The 13,140-nt window shown below is 69.0% G+C and carries 18 protein-coding genes; 6 read left to right on the top strand and 12 right to left on the bottom strand.

Going from position 1 to position 13,140, the window contains the following annotated elements; genetic code table 11:
* Positions 1-9: 9 nt before the first annotated feature.
* Genes P1K88_RS05405 through P1K88_RS05390 form a run of 4 tightly spaced genes read right to left on the bottom strand, consistent with a single transcriptional unit; the run spans position 10 to position 3,784 of the window.
* Positions 10-642, bottom strand: coding sequence for a hypothetical protein (locus tag P1K88_RS05405; RefSeq protein WP_276413153.1), 633 nt, complete (start codon positions 640-642; stop codon positions 10-12).
* 59 nt (positions 643-701) lie between these two features.
* Positions 702-2,834 (bottom strand): type B DNA-directed DNA polymerase, encoded by a 2,133-nt coding sequence (locus P1K88_RS05400; RefSeq protein ID WP_276413152.1) that lies wholly within the window; start codon positions 2,832-2,834, stop codon positions 702-704.
* A 6-nt stretch (positions 2,835-2,840) separates the two neighbouring features.
* Positions 2,841-3,149, bottom strand: a complete 309-nt coding sequence (locus tag P1K88_RS05395; protein WP_276413151.1) for a DUF8156 family protein — start codon at positions 3,147-3,149, stop codon at positions 2,841-2,843.
* Positions 3,150-3,151: 2 nt separating this feature from the next.
* Positions 3,152-3,784: a hypothetical protein gene (locus tag P1K88_RS05390; RefSeq protein WP_276413148.1), complete on the bottom strand. Its 633-nt coding sequence runs from the start codon at positions 3,782-3,784 to the stop codon at positions 3,152-3,154.
* A gap of 162 nt (positions 3,785-3,946) precedes the next feature.
* Here P1K88_RS05390 and P1K88_RS05385 point away from each other — a divergent pair, with 162 nt between their 5' ends.
* From P1K88_RS05385 to P1K88_RS05365, 5 genes are all read left to right on the top strand, one after another.
* On the top strand, positions 3,947-4,111 hold the full coding sequence (locus P1K88_RS05385; RefSeq protein WP_276413146.1) for a hypothetical protein: 165 nt from the start codon (positions 3,947-3,949) through the stop codon (positions 4,109-4,111).
* A gap of 2 nt (positions 4,112-4,113) precedes the next feature.
* A complete protein-coding gene (locus P1K88_RS05380; protein WP_276413144.1) occupies positions 4,114-4,302 on the top strand; it encodes a hypothetical protein in 189 nt (62 codons plus the stop codon).
* Between the two features lie 139 nt (positions 4,303-4,441).
* Entirely contained in the window at positions 4,442-4,579 is a 138-nt protein-coding gene (locus P1K88_RS05375) for a hypothetical protein (RefSeq protein ID WP_276276387.1), read from the top strand.
* A 98-nt stretch (positions 4,580-4,677) separates the two neighbouring features.
* Positions 4,678-4,833: a hypothetical protein gene (locus P1K88_RS05370; RefSeq protein WP_276413141.1), complete on the top strand. Its 156-nt coding sequence runs from the start codon at positions 4,678-4,680 to the stop codon at positions 4,831-4,833.
* Between the two features lie 97 nt (positions 4,834-4,930).
* Positions 4,931-5,920, top strand: coding sequence for a ring-cleaving dioxygenase (locus P1K88_RS05365; protein WP_276413140.1), 990 nt, complete (start codon positions 4,931-4,933; stop codon positions 5,918-5,920).
* Positions 5,921-6,060: 140 nt separating this feature from the next.
* On the opposite strand, the gene P1K88_RS05360 is transcribed toward P1K88_RS05365, so the two are convergent.
* The 8 genes from P1K88_RS05360 to P1K88_RS05325 form a co-directional block, all read right to left on the bottom strand.
* Positions 6,061-6,543: a helical membrane plugin domain-containing protein gene (locus P1K88_RS05360; protein WP_276413138.1), complete on the bottom strand. Its 483-nt coding sequence runs from the start codon at positions 6,541-6,543 to the stop codon at positions 6,061-6,063.
* A 9-nt stretch (positions 6,544-6,552) separates the two neighbouring features.
* Entirely contained in the window at positions 6,553-7,692 is a 1,140-nt protein-coding gene (locus P1K88_RS05355) for an NAD(P)/FAD-dependent oxidoreductase (protein ID WP_276413136.1), read from the bottom strand.
* 7 nt (positions 7,693-7,699) lie between these two features.
* Positions 7,700-7,948: a sulfurtransferase TusA family protein gene (locus P1K88_RS05350; protein WP_276413134.1), complete on the bottom strand. Its 249-nt coding sequence runs from the start codon at positions 7,946-7,948 to the stop codon at positions 7,700-7,702.
* Between the two features lie 10 nt (positions 7,949-7,958).
* Positions 7,959-8,357 carry a hypothetical protein gene (locus tag P1K88_RS05345; protein ID WP_276413133.1) on the bottom strand — a complete coding sequence of 133 codons (399 nt, stop codon included), beginning with the start codon at positions 8,355-8,357 and terminating at the stop codon, positions 7,959-7,961.
* Between the two features lie 189 nt (positions 8,358-8,546).
* On the bottom strand, positions 8,547-9,029 hold the full coding sequence (locus P1K88_RS05340) for a Tfx family DNA-binding protein (protein WP_276413132.1): 483 nt from the start codon (positions 9,027-9,029) through the stop codon (positions 8,547-8,549).
* A gap of 188 nt (positions 9,030-9,217) precedes the next feature.
* Positions 9,218-9,982 (bottom strand): phosphate ABC transporter ATP-binding protein, encoded by a 765-nt coding sequence (locus P1K88_RS05335; RefSeq protein WP_276413131.1) that lies wholly within the window; start codon positions 9,980-9,982, stop codon positions 9,218-9,220.
* The gene (locus P1K88_RS05330; RefSeq protein WP_379786737.1) at positions 9,982-10,704 is read right to left on the bottom strand and encodes an ABC transporter permease; all 723 of its coding nucleotides are present in this window, start codon (positions 10,702-10,704) and stop codon (positions 9,982-9,984) included. Before P1K88_RS05330 ends, P1K88_RS05335 begins: the two co-directional genes overlap by 1 nt.
* On the bottom strand, positions 10,701-11,645 hold the full coding sequence (locus tag P1K88_RS05325; protein WP_276413127.1) for an ABC transporter substrate-binding protein: 945 nt from the start codon (positions 11,643-11,645) through the stop codon (positions 10,701-10,703). The genes P1K88_RS05330 and P1K88_RS05325 overlap by 4 nt, the downstream gene beginning before the upstream one ends.
* Positions 11,646-11,817: 172 nt before the next feature.
* Between P1K88_RS05325 and P1K88_RS05320 the strand changes: the two genes are divergently transcribed.
* Positions 11,818-12,546, top strand: a complete 729-nt coding sequence (locus tag P1K88_RS05320; protein WP_276413126.1) for a DUF7847 domain-containing protein — start codon at positions 11,818-11,820, stop codon at positions 12,544-12,546.
* Positions 12,547-13,140: the final 594 nt, after the last annotated feature.

Raw genomic sequence — 13,140 nt, 5'->3', positions numbered from 1 at the left:
GCGGCGCGGTCAGCCGGTCCCCCCGTCGTCGGTTACGGACGTGCCGACCGGAGCCTCAGCAGTCGTCGCTTCACCACCGCCGTCGCTCGCGCTGTCGGACCCGCCGGCCGCGCTGCTCGACGATCCGCCACTCGCACTGCCCCCGGCAGCCGACACCCCCGACGTGCTGAACCCGCCGCCGCTGTTCTCGTCGCCGAAGTACGCGCCGACCAGTCGGTCGTCGTGGGTGATGAGGAGGGTGTAGTCCTGGGGTTGCGAGAGGTTCAGCGACACGTTGTAGCGGACCTCGAGGTGACAGTCGGCCGTCTCCGTACCCGGTTCGCGGTCGAACGCGAGGACGTACCTTCCGGGCCCGAACTCGTCGAGGCGAACCGAAACTGACGAGTCGCGGGCGTCGACGGCGATGGTGTCGTTGATCGTCATGACGCGGCCGCCGGGGACCGGGTGGCTCCGGGTGGAACTGTTCGACGTGCGCGGGTCGCTGCAGTGCGGGTCGGTCATGTCGACCGAGCGGATCGACGTCTCCTCGAAGGCCGGGTCCTGGCCGAAGTCGGTGAGGACCGCCGCCCCGACGGCAGCGGTGGCCAGCCCACCGAGCAGGAGGAGCGCGACGACGCCGAGGAGGGCGTGTTCGGTTTTCATACACGTCCCGTCTCGAGGACACCCAAAAGAGACAGCGAACGCTCAGATTCGGTTTTGAGTCACTCGAACGCCCCGAGCGTCGTATCGCGCGTGTCTCGAAGAGCGGCCCGAACCCGGTCGCGGTCCCACCCGAGCGGCGAGACCACTTCGCCGGCCGCCCGGACGAGGCGCTCGCGGTAGAAGGTAACGTCGTAGTCGTCGGTGGCCTCGAAGTCCAGACGGACCCGCTCGCGCGAGCGGACGGCGTCGTCGACGACCACGTACCGGACGTCCTGGCCGGGGTGGCGCTCGATACCGTGGTCGCGGTAGCGTTCCAGCGCCGCGACCGGGCGAGAGCGCTGATCGTACCCCTCGAGCGACTTCGAGATGCGCGTCCGGACGACGAGGTCGGCCGGGTCGACGGCCCCCGCTTCGAGTCGAGCGACGTGACGGGCGAGGCGGTCACACACCGTGCTCGGGTCGCGGGTGCGGTCGAGCACCCGGAGGAGGTCGCGCTGGGCGGCCTCGACGAACGGACACGTCGAGCGCCGGCGGGCGGCGAGGCCGCGAATCTTGAACGCGTCGCGGTCGGCGACCTTCCCGACGTAGCTGGTGAGCGACCCGCCGCGGCCGTCCTGCCGGGGGACGAACGACACCCAGGTGAAGTCGTCCTCGTGTTCCAGCGGGATGCCGGCGTCGGCAGAAATGCGCTCACAGAGCGCCTCGATGGGGGTCGGGTCGTCGACGCGCGGCGTCACCCAGAGGCTGTCGACGATGCCGTGGAGCACGCGCCAGCCGCCGGCCTCGAGGGCGTCTTTCGCGTCCAGCAGTATCTCCCGGGCGTGGGCGTTGATCGCCTCGTGGCACTCGATGCGCCCGAACTTGCTGTTGCGGTAGCCCTGGTAGCCGAAACAGGTCACGAGAATCCACTTCAGCGCGCCCGAGCGGGCCTCCAGTCGGTCGGCCTCGGCCGAGTCGGGGTCGGCCTCTGCGAGGTGGGCCTTGATCTCGGCCCGGTCGTCGAGGATGGGACGGAGGACCGCGGGGACGAACCCCGGCGTGTCACAGACGCTGTAGCCCAGGCCCGGCACGTCGTCGGTGTCGTGGCAGTCACACCGAACCGTCTCGGGGCTGAGGTTGTGCTCGCACATGATGCGGGGGTACAGCGAGGCGAAGTCCACCTCGACGACGTCCTCGTGGAACCCAACCGTTGGTTCGAACGTGAACCCGCCGCGGTCGGCGTCGTGGAGCGTCCGGGCGGCCTTGAACGCCTCGGGTTCCCAGGCCCGCCAGGGGACCAGCACGTCGCGCTCGAACGCCTCGCGGATCTGGATGCCCGTGAACACCGTCCCGATGGAGGCCCGCGAGAGCGCCTGCAGGGGGAGCCAGGAGCGCTCGACGAGGTCCAGCAGGCCCGGGAGGCCGCCCTCGTCCCAGAGGAAGCTGTTCGAGCGGTCGACGATAGCCCGGCCCGGGACCGCGTATCTCGCGGGGGAGTGACCGACCCGGCCGTAGCTCTGGTAGGTGTTCGCGCCGGCGAGCTTGCGATAGCCCGGTTCCCGACCGAGCGAGCAGTCGACGCCCAGGTCGGCGGCCCGGTCGGCGAGCAGGGGCACGAGGTCGGCACTCGAGAGCACCAGCACGTCGGGGTCCGCAGCGGCGAGGCGGTCGCCGAGCGCCCGCAGGACGCGCCGTTCGGTGTCGTCGGTGCGGGTGGACTCGGCGACGAGCGGGGCGCCCTCGCAGGTCAGCGCCGTCAGGTCCCCGTCGGCCAGCGCGGCGGTCGGCAGCGACAGCGAGAGCGAGCGGAGGTCGGCCTCGGGTACCGGACTCGTCCCGGTATCGAGGCAGTAGCGGGCCGTGGGGTCCAGGTCCACGTTGAACAGGCGGACGGTCCCGGGCGCCCATCGGTCTGGTTCGTGGACACAGCGAATCTCGCGGGCGACCTGTCGGACGGCCCCCGGAACGGTGTCGACCCGGAGGACGTCGCGGGGCGCGTCGTCCCGGAGCGACGTGAACCGCGAGGCGACGCCCGTGGCCTCGACCTTCGGGTCGCGGGCCAGGCGCTCGTCGAGCGTCGCGAGCGCCGCGTCCGGGCCGGCGGCGTACAGCGACGGGCGGAACTCGCGGTCGGTCCGGACGGTGGCGTCCGCGTCGGATTCGCGGCGCCAGACGCGGACGCCGTCGCCGGTCACGTCGAAGGCGAACGCCATCGGCGATTACGCCTCTTCGTCGGTCTCTGCGGCTATCTCGGGAGCCCCGTCGCGCTCGGCGGCCGCCTCGAGGGTCTCGACGCGCTCCCGGAGCCGCCGGAGTTCCGTCTCGTGGGCCAGCAGCATCGACACGACGACGAGCAGTTCTCGGTCGGGGTCGTTGGCGTAACCCGCCGCGTCGGCGTGGCGCCGGGCGCGGGCGAACAGGCGGTCGAAGTCCTCACCCGCCTCGTGGCGCAGCGCCCGGCGGAAGTCGCGCCAGCGCCCCTCGTAGTCGGTGAGGAAGTCGCGGTAGGTGGGGTTCGTCCGGCCCATCGTCACTCGACGGCGACTGCCACGGGGTCGGCCGTGGCCGGTGCGGGCGTCCCGGCGGCGCCACACACCTCGACCCAGTAGGGGATGGTCGTCTGCCACCAGCCCTCGCCCCAGTAGCCCGACTGGGTGAACCCCGGCGCGTCGACGGCGTAGCCGAAGTCGGTCGGTCGACAGGTCACCTCGCGGGCGGCCGCCTCGCGGAGCGTCTGGCGGTGGGCGTCTGTGGCGTCGGGCGCGCCGGCCAGGACCGGGACCCCGGTCGACTCGGCCAGGGCGGAGAGCAGCGAGCAGGTGGCCGCGTACAGGCGGTCGAGTTCGGCGTCGGGGCCGTCGGCCGCCTCGTACAGCGCCGCGAGGTTCGGGGCGACGACGAGGTCGGTCCGCGCCGTGGCGGCGTCGACGGCCCGGCGGACGAGTGCGTGGTGCTGGTGGGCCGTGAACGCGCGAGCGATCCGGAGCCCGCGGAGCGCGCTCCGGTCGGCGTCGGCGGTCAGCGCGTAAGTGGACGCCGCCCCGCGCGTGTCGACCCACAGCGTCTCGGTGGCGTCGGCGTGCCGGGCGAGCGCCGCGACCCCCCCGCGCCCGTCGGGCTGGGCGACGAACGTCAGTCCCGGTTCGAGTGGTGGCGTCTCCATGGCCGACCGCTTTCGCCCGGACGGCACTAAAGCCGAGCCACGGGTGGAGAGCGGAAGTGAAAGTAGACCGGCATCGGCGCCGAGCGACCGATACCGTCGTACGGCGGCAAAATGACGGCGCGCGGCCCAACGGTTTTGACCCCGGGGGGTGTTGCCACGGACATGACACGACCGACGGTAACGCTCCCGAGCGGTGACGGATACCCGGTGGTCGGTCTCGGCACGGGGAACGGCGGCGGCGAGACGGTCACAGCCGCCACCGATGCCGACCTCGACCGGGAACGTGACGACGAGGACGACCGGCGAATCGACGGCAGCTCCCGGTAGCGATGGTCGCGCCGCCGGGTCCGGGTCGGTACGACTACGCGGCCGCCGCGAGCGTCGTCGCCCTGCTCGTCGTCGCGTACGTCCTCGTCCCGGATCCGACGGTCCAGTACGCTGCCTGGCTGACCATCTTCTGTGTCTGGATGGCCTGGTTCGTCGCCTACGGCGCGAAGTGGCTCTACCGGGCGAACTGACAGGAAGTACACGGAACTGAGTGAACTGTTTCCCGGACGGAATCGACAGATAGCGCTGTCACGGTCACGCAGCGTCGAAGCGTTTACTCGATTCCGTGTCAGACGAATTTTATGTATCCGCAGCCAGTATGCACAGGTGATGCCCCGAATCGACGTCCCGGAGAACCTGTACCGGCAGCTCGAGAACGAAGCGAACGGCGGCGACCTCAACGACACCCTCTGGAAGATGGTCGGGTCCTACCGGCGGACGAACAACCCCGAAGCCGACCAGACCTGAGCCGCGACTGTTCTGTGACGTGGCGGCGAGCAACTGAGTCGAAACTGGCGACGAGGGTTATCTCCGTGCCGCGCGACGGGACTGGTGGAGGTAGAGACATGCAAAAGACGAGGAAGAACCGCGTTCCTGTCGGTGCGACGCCCGTCCCCAAATACGCGACCTGGGACGACCACCGGGAAGCACTGCGCCGCGAGGCGATGGCACGACGCCGAGCGGCCGACGCGAAGCGCAACGTCGTACAGACTGCGGACTGATTTTTCGGCGCTGCGGGGCGAACACCCGGCGGTCGTGATAGCCCGGTAACACCGATGTCAGCACCAATTAAAGTCCGTCCGTCCCCTACCGGTAGGTATGACCGACCCGAGCCCCACACCGGGCATCCACCACGTCACCTGCATCGCCGGCGACCCGCAGCGGAACATGGACTTCTGGGCGGAGACGCTCGGCCTCCGCCTCGTCAAACGCTCTATCAACCAGGACGACCCCGGCACCTACCACTTCTTCTTCGCCGACGCCGAGGGCACCCCCGGCACGAGCATGACGTTCTTCCCCTGGGAGAGCATGCGACAGGGGGAGGTCGGTTCGGGCCAGGTCTCCCGGACCGCGTTCCGGGTCCCCGAGGGGAGCCTGGAGTTCTGGGAGGACCGCTTCGACGAGTTCGGCGTCGACTACGACGACCGGGTCGAGCGGTTTGACCAGGTGGTCCTGCCCTTCCGCGACCCGGACGGCCTCCCGGTCGAGCTGGTCGAAGTCGAGATCCCCGACGACGACCCGACGGTCCCGTGGACCGAGTTCGTCCCCGCCGAACACGCCATCCGGGGCTTTCACTCGGTGACGCTCTGGCTGGCCGACCCCGACCGCACGATAGACGTCCTGGAGACGGTGGGCTTCGAGGAGGTCGGTACCGAACAGGCAGAGGGAGACACACCGGGCGACGAGCGGACCCGCTTCGCCGCGGCCGGGCCGGTAGGCAAGTACGTCGACGTGCTCCCGACCATCCAGGGCGGGCGCCAGGGCCACGGCACCGTCCACCACGTCGCCTTCCAGACACCGACCGACGAGGACCAGGCCGCGACGCGCGAGGCCATCCAGTCGCTGGGCCTGCGTCCGACGAACCAGATCGACCGCCACTGGTTCCGGTCGGTCTACGTGCGGGAGTTCAACGGCGTCCTCTTCGAACTGGCGACCAGCGGGCCGGGCTACACCAGCGACGAACCGCTCTCTGAGCTCGGTGGCCGCCTGGTCCTCCCCGGGAAGTTCGAGGACCGCCGCGAGGAGATCGAAGCGCAACTCACCGACGTGACGGTGCCGCAGGCCGGGTCGATGGAAGCCGACGACTGAACGGAGACCGGGCGACCGGCCGGCGTCGGGGCGCGGGACCCACACCGTCGACTCGAAGACGCCAGCCATCGCGAGGGCGGCGACGAGAACGGAGGTGACGACGATGCTCGCCGCCGGCGAGCGCGGCGCCGCCGACGCGCTCAGTCCTCAAGCTCCTGACGGAGCTCGGACCGACGGGTGAGGTCACGCCCGAGGTGCCTGGAGACGGCTACGAGATAGCCCAGTCCGGCCTGGACCTCGGGGTCACGCAGGGCGCGCAGGAGGCCGACGACGCCGACCCGCTCGGGCGGTTCCTCGAGATCGCCGGTCGCGTCGCCGACGGCGTGGAGCAGCGACTCGGCGCCCCGGACGGTCGCCGGTTCGGCGGCAGCGTCCGCCAGCGCCCCGAGGTTGCCGCCGGTGTCGGCGAGTTTCTGTACCATCTCGTCGTCCATCGCCTGGGTGCCAAGCGCGAGGACGTCAAGCAGGTCGTTGACCTCGTCGACCCGATCGAGCAGTTCGGCCACCTCGGCCTCGTTGCCCTCGACCGCGTCGGCGAGTTCGGTCAGCTGGTCGAGGTCGGTGGACGGGTCGGCCGGGGCGTCGTCTCCGGCCTCGACGTCCTGTTGTTCCTGTTCACTCATCGTACCACCTCACAGGAGCCCCCTGGCGGTCAGCCAGTAGGCCTCGTTGTAGGCCAGTTTCCCCCAGTGGACGAACTGGTTCGGGTCGCGGGGTTCGGGCTGGCGCTCGTAACTGAACTCGATGAACGCCGCCTCGTCGGTGCCGGACTCGACGAAACACATCGTCTTGCCGTCGTACTCGGCGGTCGGGACCTGCCCGCGGGCCTGGCTTGCAAGTCGGTCGGCGACGGCGCCGGCCTGGTAGTGGGCGACGCTGCCGGCCTTGCTCGTCGCGACGTCGGCCACGTCGCCGATGGCGTAGACGTCGTCGGCGTGTTCGGCTTCGAGCGTCCGGTTGTCCACGGCGACCCAGCCGCCATCGCCCAGACCTGCCTCCTCGACCAGCGGCGACCCGCTGTGTGGCGGGATGGCCACGAGGAGGTCGTAGTCCAGTTCCGTCCCCTCCATCGTCTCGATGACCCGCTCGTCGGGGTCGACAGACTCGGGGTTGAAGAACGTCTCGGCCTCGATACCCCGTTCGTCGAACAGCGGCTGGGCCCACTCCGCGACGGGTTCGAGCCCGTGGATGCGCTGGATGGGGTACGTGTACGTGATGTCCACGTCCTCGCGGCGGCCGCGCTCGCGGAGCCACTGGTCGGCCATCATCACGAACTCTACCGGTGCGGCCGGACACATGTGCGGGACGCCGATGACCGACAGGACGAGGTGGCCCGCCTCGAACTCGGCGAGGGCGTCGCGCAGCTTCTCGGCACCTGCGGCGCCGTAGAAGTGGTGGCCGCCCTCGACGAGTCCCGGAACCTCGTCGGGCGCGAGGTTCGCCCCGGTCGCGAGCACGAGGTAGTCGTACTCGAGGGCGCCGTCGCGCTGGAGCGAGAGGCGCTTGGCGTCGGTGTCGATGCTCGTCACCCGGTCGACGCGGAAGTCGACCGTCCGATCGACGAGGTCGACGATGGGGTGGCGCGCCTCCTCGACGGTCGCCTCGCCGAAAGGGACATACAGGAACGTCGGCTTGTACACCTGGTCGGGCCCGTCGTTGACGAGCGTCACCTCGACGTCGCCACGTTTCAGGTCGGGGGCGAGCTTGTCGGCGAGGCGGTTCGCGAGAACCGTCCCGCCCGTGCCGCCACCGACGATGACGATGCGGGTCATGCCGTGGTCACTCCCTCGTCTCGACGAAGATGGACCAGTACTCCCCGTCGCCGTGTTCGACGACGTCGAGCAGCTCGTGGCCGGCCTTCTCGACCCACTCGGGGACGTCGTGGCTCGAGGAGCTGTCGTTGGTCTGTAGTTCGAACACCGTGCCTGCATCGGCCTGTTTGATCTTGCCGATGAGGTCCATCAGCGGACCCGGGCAGGCGGCGCCGCGCGAATCGACCGTCACGTCTGGGGAAATAGATTCACTCATTGTTGTCACCTCAGATGAACATCACTTGTTTGTCTTCGGCCATCGTCAGGAACCCGGAGACGCCGAGTACGTCGTCGAACAGGTCGGCGTAGTCCTCGAGGCCCTTGTCGAGCATGTCCATCGACAGCTCGCAGGCATAGAGGGTCACGGGACCGATCTCCTTGGCCTGGCCGATGGACTCGTAGAACATCGGCATCTTCGTCGACTCCGACTCCATCATCGCCTGGGCGACGGCACCCATCTCGAAGTTGCCGTTCTCGATGGTCTCGAGGTCGAAGGCCTCGAGGCCGTCCATCGTCGCGAAGATGTCGATGGGGACGTCCGACGCCCCGGCGACCGACGCGATGTTCGCTACTGCCTGTAACCGCTCTAGCTTGCCCGAGGCAAGGACGATTGCATATCCTGTCATGTCTTGTTCACCACAGGTGAGTATACACCCTACAGGGATATAATATTGTGCATCAGTTCCAAGATTATGAGAACATGATATCCCGGAGTCGCCCGGAGAGGTTTCTGGGAGATTCTATCAGCAACAGGGGGATAAGAGTATTTCGCGATTTGCGAACGGCAGCCGCGATTCGTCCGTCCGGAGGGCCGGCTACCGGTCCCGGTCGGTGCGGCGGATGACGACCTCGCCGTCCTCGGTGACGTGCAGGGTCAGCGAGACCTCGATGGTGCGCCCGTCGACGACCGACTCGGCTTCGTCGAGGAGTCGGCGGACGAGCTCCGGCGCCGAGTAGGCGACCTTGATGTCCGCGTCGTTGCACGCCTCGTACACCGTCTCGGGGACCTCGTAGATGTCGGCCCCCGCCGGGACGGGGACCCGCACGGGAGCCTCCATCGCCCGGACGACCCGCAGGGTCTCCCGTGCCTTGGCGACGTTCGCTCTCGCGCTGGCCTCGACGTTGGCCACGTTCGCCCGTGAGGTCCCCAGCATCTCGGCGATGGCGGTCTGCGTGTGCCCGCGTTCCCGTAGCAACAGCACCTGGGCCTGCCGTTCTGTGAGCGCGCTCTCCTCGGCGTCGAACCCGAGCGCTGCGAGCAGCGCGCTCGCGTCCGCCTCGTCGTCTGCGGTCTCCATCGTCGAATCGGCCTCCTGTTGCCTAGAGCGGGCCGCCCCCCTTGGCTATCCCGGTCGGTGGGCCGCCGTCACGACCCGGCGGACGGACCCGGTCCGTCACGGCCCCACGACAAGTTACGCCGACGGTGCCCCCCGGGACCCGACCCAGGCGTGAGCGGCCGGCCCACCCCCGGTCGCCGCGACGCCGTTCAGTACACCAGTTCCCCGGAGATGAACTGCCGCGTGCGCTCGTCGGTCGGGTCCTCGAAGATTCGCTCCGTCGGCCCCACCTCGGTCAACCCGTCGCCGAGCAACACGGCGACGCGGTCGGCGATGCGCTCGGCCTGGTGCATGTCGTGAGTCGCGACGACGACACCCAGGCCCCGGTCGCGCGCCTCGCCGATAGCCGCCTCGATGAGTCCCGTGTTCCGCGGGTCGAGGTCGGAGGTCGGTTCGTCCAGCAGGAGGTACGCCGGTTCGTAGGCGAGCGCCCGCGCGAAAGAGACCCGCTGGGCCTCGCCGCCCGAGAGCGAGCGCGCGTCCTGATCGGCCTTCTCGCGCATCTCGACGACCTCGAGCGCCTCTTCGACGGCCGCCGACAGGTCCTTCGACCCGACTAGCGAGCGCAGCCCATCCGCGAGTCGCCGTCGCCAGGACCGTCGCACCCGGAGGCCGTACGCGACGTTCCGGGCGACGGAGGCGTCGAACAGGCTCGCGCGCTGGAACACCAACCCGACGCGGCGGCGCAGTTCCAGGCGGCGGCCTTCGTCGACCGACCACGCCCGCTGGCCGTCCAGTTCGACGGTACCCTCGGTCGGCCGGCGGTTGAGCGCCAGGATGCGCAGCAGGGTGGTCTTTCCCACCCCCGAGGGCCCGATGATAGCGACCACTTCTCCGGGGTCGACCGTGAGCGAGACGTCCGCGAGGACGCGCTCGTCACCGTAGGCGTGTGAGAGAGCTGCCAGGCGGATCATCAGCTCATCACCCGCGAATCGCCGAGCTGGACGACGACGGCGTTGACCGCCAGCACGAGCACCAGCAGGACCGCGCCGAGTATCATCGCCGTCTCGTACCGGCCCTGGCGGGCCTCAAGCTGGATGGCCGTCGTCAGCGTCCGCGTCTTCGAGATGCCCCCCGAACTCGTGATGTTGCCCCCGACGATGAGGACGGACCCGACCTCGCTGATGGCCCGGCCGAAGCCCGCGAGAATCGCCGTGGCGATGCCGTAGCGGGCCTCCTTGATCACGACCAGCGCGACGTCGAGGCTCGTCCCGCCGAGGACGTGGGCCGCGTCGCGGACGTCGTCGTCCACGCCGGTGACGGCCGCGAGACTGATGGCCGTGATGGGTGGCGTCGCGAGGACGAACTGCGAGAGTACCATCGCTTCCCTGGTGAAGATGAGGTCGAAGGTCCCCAGGGGCCCCTGGTTGGAGACCGCAAAGAGCACGAGCAGGCCGACGACGACGCTCGGAAAGCCCATACCGGTGTTGATGACCGACTTCAGGGCGCGTTTCCCCGGGAAGTCGGTAAAGCCCATCGCGAGCGCGACCGGGAGGGAGAACAGCGTGCTCAACGCGACGGCGGTGCCGCTGACGTACAGGGAGACGTAGATGATGCTCGAGACGTACCCCTCCCTGAACGGCAGGTCGACGACAGCCGACAGGAGGCCGACGAGTGAATCGAGTGGCACGCTCACCCGTTCGAGGACTCGCTACTCCACCCTTGCGGAACGTACTGCTGGAAGTCGGGGTCCTCGGAGACTGCTTCGGGGAAGAACAGCTGCTCCCCGTTGACCTGGTACTCCCCGATGGCCGCCTGGGCGCCGGGGCTGGTTATCCAGCCGATGTAGGCCATCGCGAGGTCGTAGTTCGCGGTGTCGTGGACGCCGGGGTTGACCGCCATGACCCCGTAGGGGTTCGCCAGAGTCGCCGGGCCGCCCTCGATGGGCCCCTGGACGAGGACGACTAGGTCGATCGCCGAGCGCTGGGAGATGAACGTGCCCCGGTCCGAGAGCGTGTAGGCGCCCTGCTGGGTGGCGACGTTCAGCGCCTCCCCCATCCCGGTCCCGGTCTCCTGGTACCAGTCGCCACCGGGGTCCGTGCCGGCGGCCGCCCAGAGGGCCAGTTCCTTCGTGTGGGTCCCGGAGTTGTCCCCGCGGGAGACGAACGTCGACTCCGACTCGGCGATGGCGGTCAGCGCCTCGGTGGCCGAACCCATCCCCCGGATGCCCGCCGGGTCGTCGTCCGGACCGACGACGACGAAGTCGTTGAACATGAGGTCCCGGCGGTTGATGCCGTACCCGTTCCGCATGAACTCGTCCTCGAGACCGCGGGCGTGGACCAGCACCACGTCCGAGTCGCCGTTTCGGGCGGACTCCAGGGCCGCTCCGGTCCCCTGGGCCACCGCGTCGACTGTGACGCCGTACATCGCCTCGAAGTCGGGGTGAATCGCATCGAGGAGCCCCGTGTCGTACGTGCTCGTCGTCGTCGTCAGCGTCAGCGTCTCCCCAGCGACTCCGGGCTGGTCCTGTGGCGCGCTCTCCCCCTGAGTCTGCCCCCTGGACTGCGAACAGCCCGCGATGCTCGCGACCGCACCGACCCCGGCTACCGTGATGAACTGTCGCCGTTGTATCGGCATAGAAACAACGATGCGGGAACAGATGATAGGTGTTTCGCCGCCACCGGCCGGGAGCGAGGGCCGGACCGGCGCCTCGGCGGGCGGCAGTCGGGCGTGTGGGGCGCGACCGGAGCGTAATTTCCACCCGGTCCTCAAGCGAAAGATTTTCTACGCCGGCCTGAACAATCGGGGTATGGCCCTCCAACTTGGCCGTGCGATTAGCAACGGTATTCGCCGGAGCCTGTCTCCGGTCGGTATCGCCCTGATGGCACTCACAGCCCTCTACGTGGGGTTGTTCACCAGTTCGGTGAACACCATCGTCGCCAACCAGCTCCCGCCCGCCGCCCAGCAAGAGGCACAGATCGGTGTGACCCTGCCGCTGCCGAGTGCCGTGGCGGGGGTGCTCGTGCTCGTGGCCCTCCTGTTGGGCATGATAATCTACATCGCCGCCGCCCGGGCGTTCACCCGCGAGGGGCCCGACAGCGGGGCGGTCACCGGGTCGCTGTTCACCCGACGAATCGGTCGGGCGCTGCTCTCGGCCGTCGGCGCGAACGTCGTCGTCGGCATCGCCACGCTCGTGGGGTTCGTCCTGCTGGTGTTGCCCGGCATCTTCCTCATGGTGAGTTTCGCGTTCGTCCTGTTCGCCGTCGCCGTCGAAGACGCGCGGCTCGTGACGTCGCTGCGACGGAGCTGGGACATCGCTCGCGGGAACCGCCTGCGACTGGCGGCACTGCTCCTGCTCGTCGGCGTCGTGACCGGCGTCCTCAGCAGTCTCGGCTCGCTCGCGTCGTTCGTGAGTCCGACGCTCGGACAGATAGTCAGCCTGCTGGTGACGGCCCCGCTCGCGATTATCGGGTACGGCATCGTCGCCGACGCCTATCTGCAGCTGCGCGACGACCAGTCGGGCGTCGCCGAGCTGTGAACCGCTCGGCTGCAGGATGTCCCGGAGGCGGGGCCCCGGGAGCGACAACCGAGTGGTCACGGCGCTACGCGATCTCGAGGTCCCTGTCACACACCGGGCACGTGTCGTCGACTATCGTCACCTGCACGTCGCAGTCGGGACAGTACTCACGATAGCAGACGCAGTCGCCCATGTCACCCCTTTCGGGAGTTGCGTGAAAAAGCCTGGCTCCGGTCACCAGCGCGAACCCGGTCGAACTGCCGCCTCCCCCGGCCTCGAGAGTTTGGGGACCGAGCCGACACCGTGTGGGCTTCTCCCACAAGTCCCGGGTAGAATACCCGTATCGGGACAGAGCGCAAAGCTGCTCGCAGAGCTGTCAGCAGATACACCCCGATCAGTATTGCGTCTATCAGAAAATATACGTCGCCTGCACCGTTTGACGCGAGTGTCCCTCTAGGGACCTATCCGAGCCCCGATTGCGGACGGCTCGGCATAGTGCCGGGCTCGCATCCCGATACCACTGCTTTCGCTCGGACACGTCCGCAGAGAGACAGGTGTGTGACGGCGTCCACAGCCGGGTGTCTGTACACGGGGACGCCCCATACCTCTTGACGC

The sequence above is a fragment of the Haloarcula halobia genome (genome assembly GCF_029338255.1).
In the GTDB taxonomy this organism is placed as follows: Archaea; Halobacteriota; Halobacteria; order Halobacteriales; family Haloarculaceae; genus Haloarcula; species Haloarcula halobia.
Note: the sequence above shows the minus strand (reverse complement) of the source record. Positions and strands in the feature narration are given on the sequence as shown.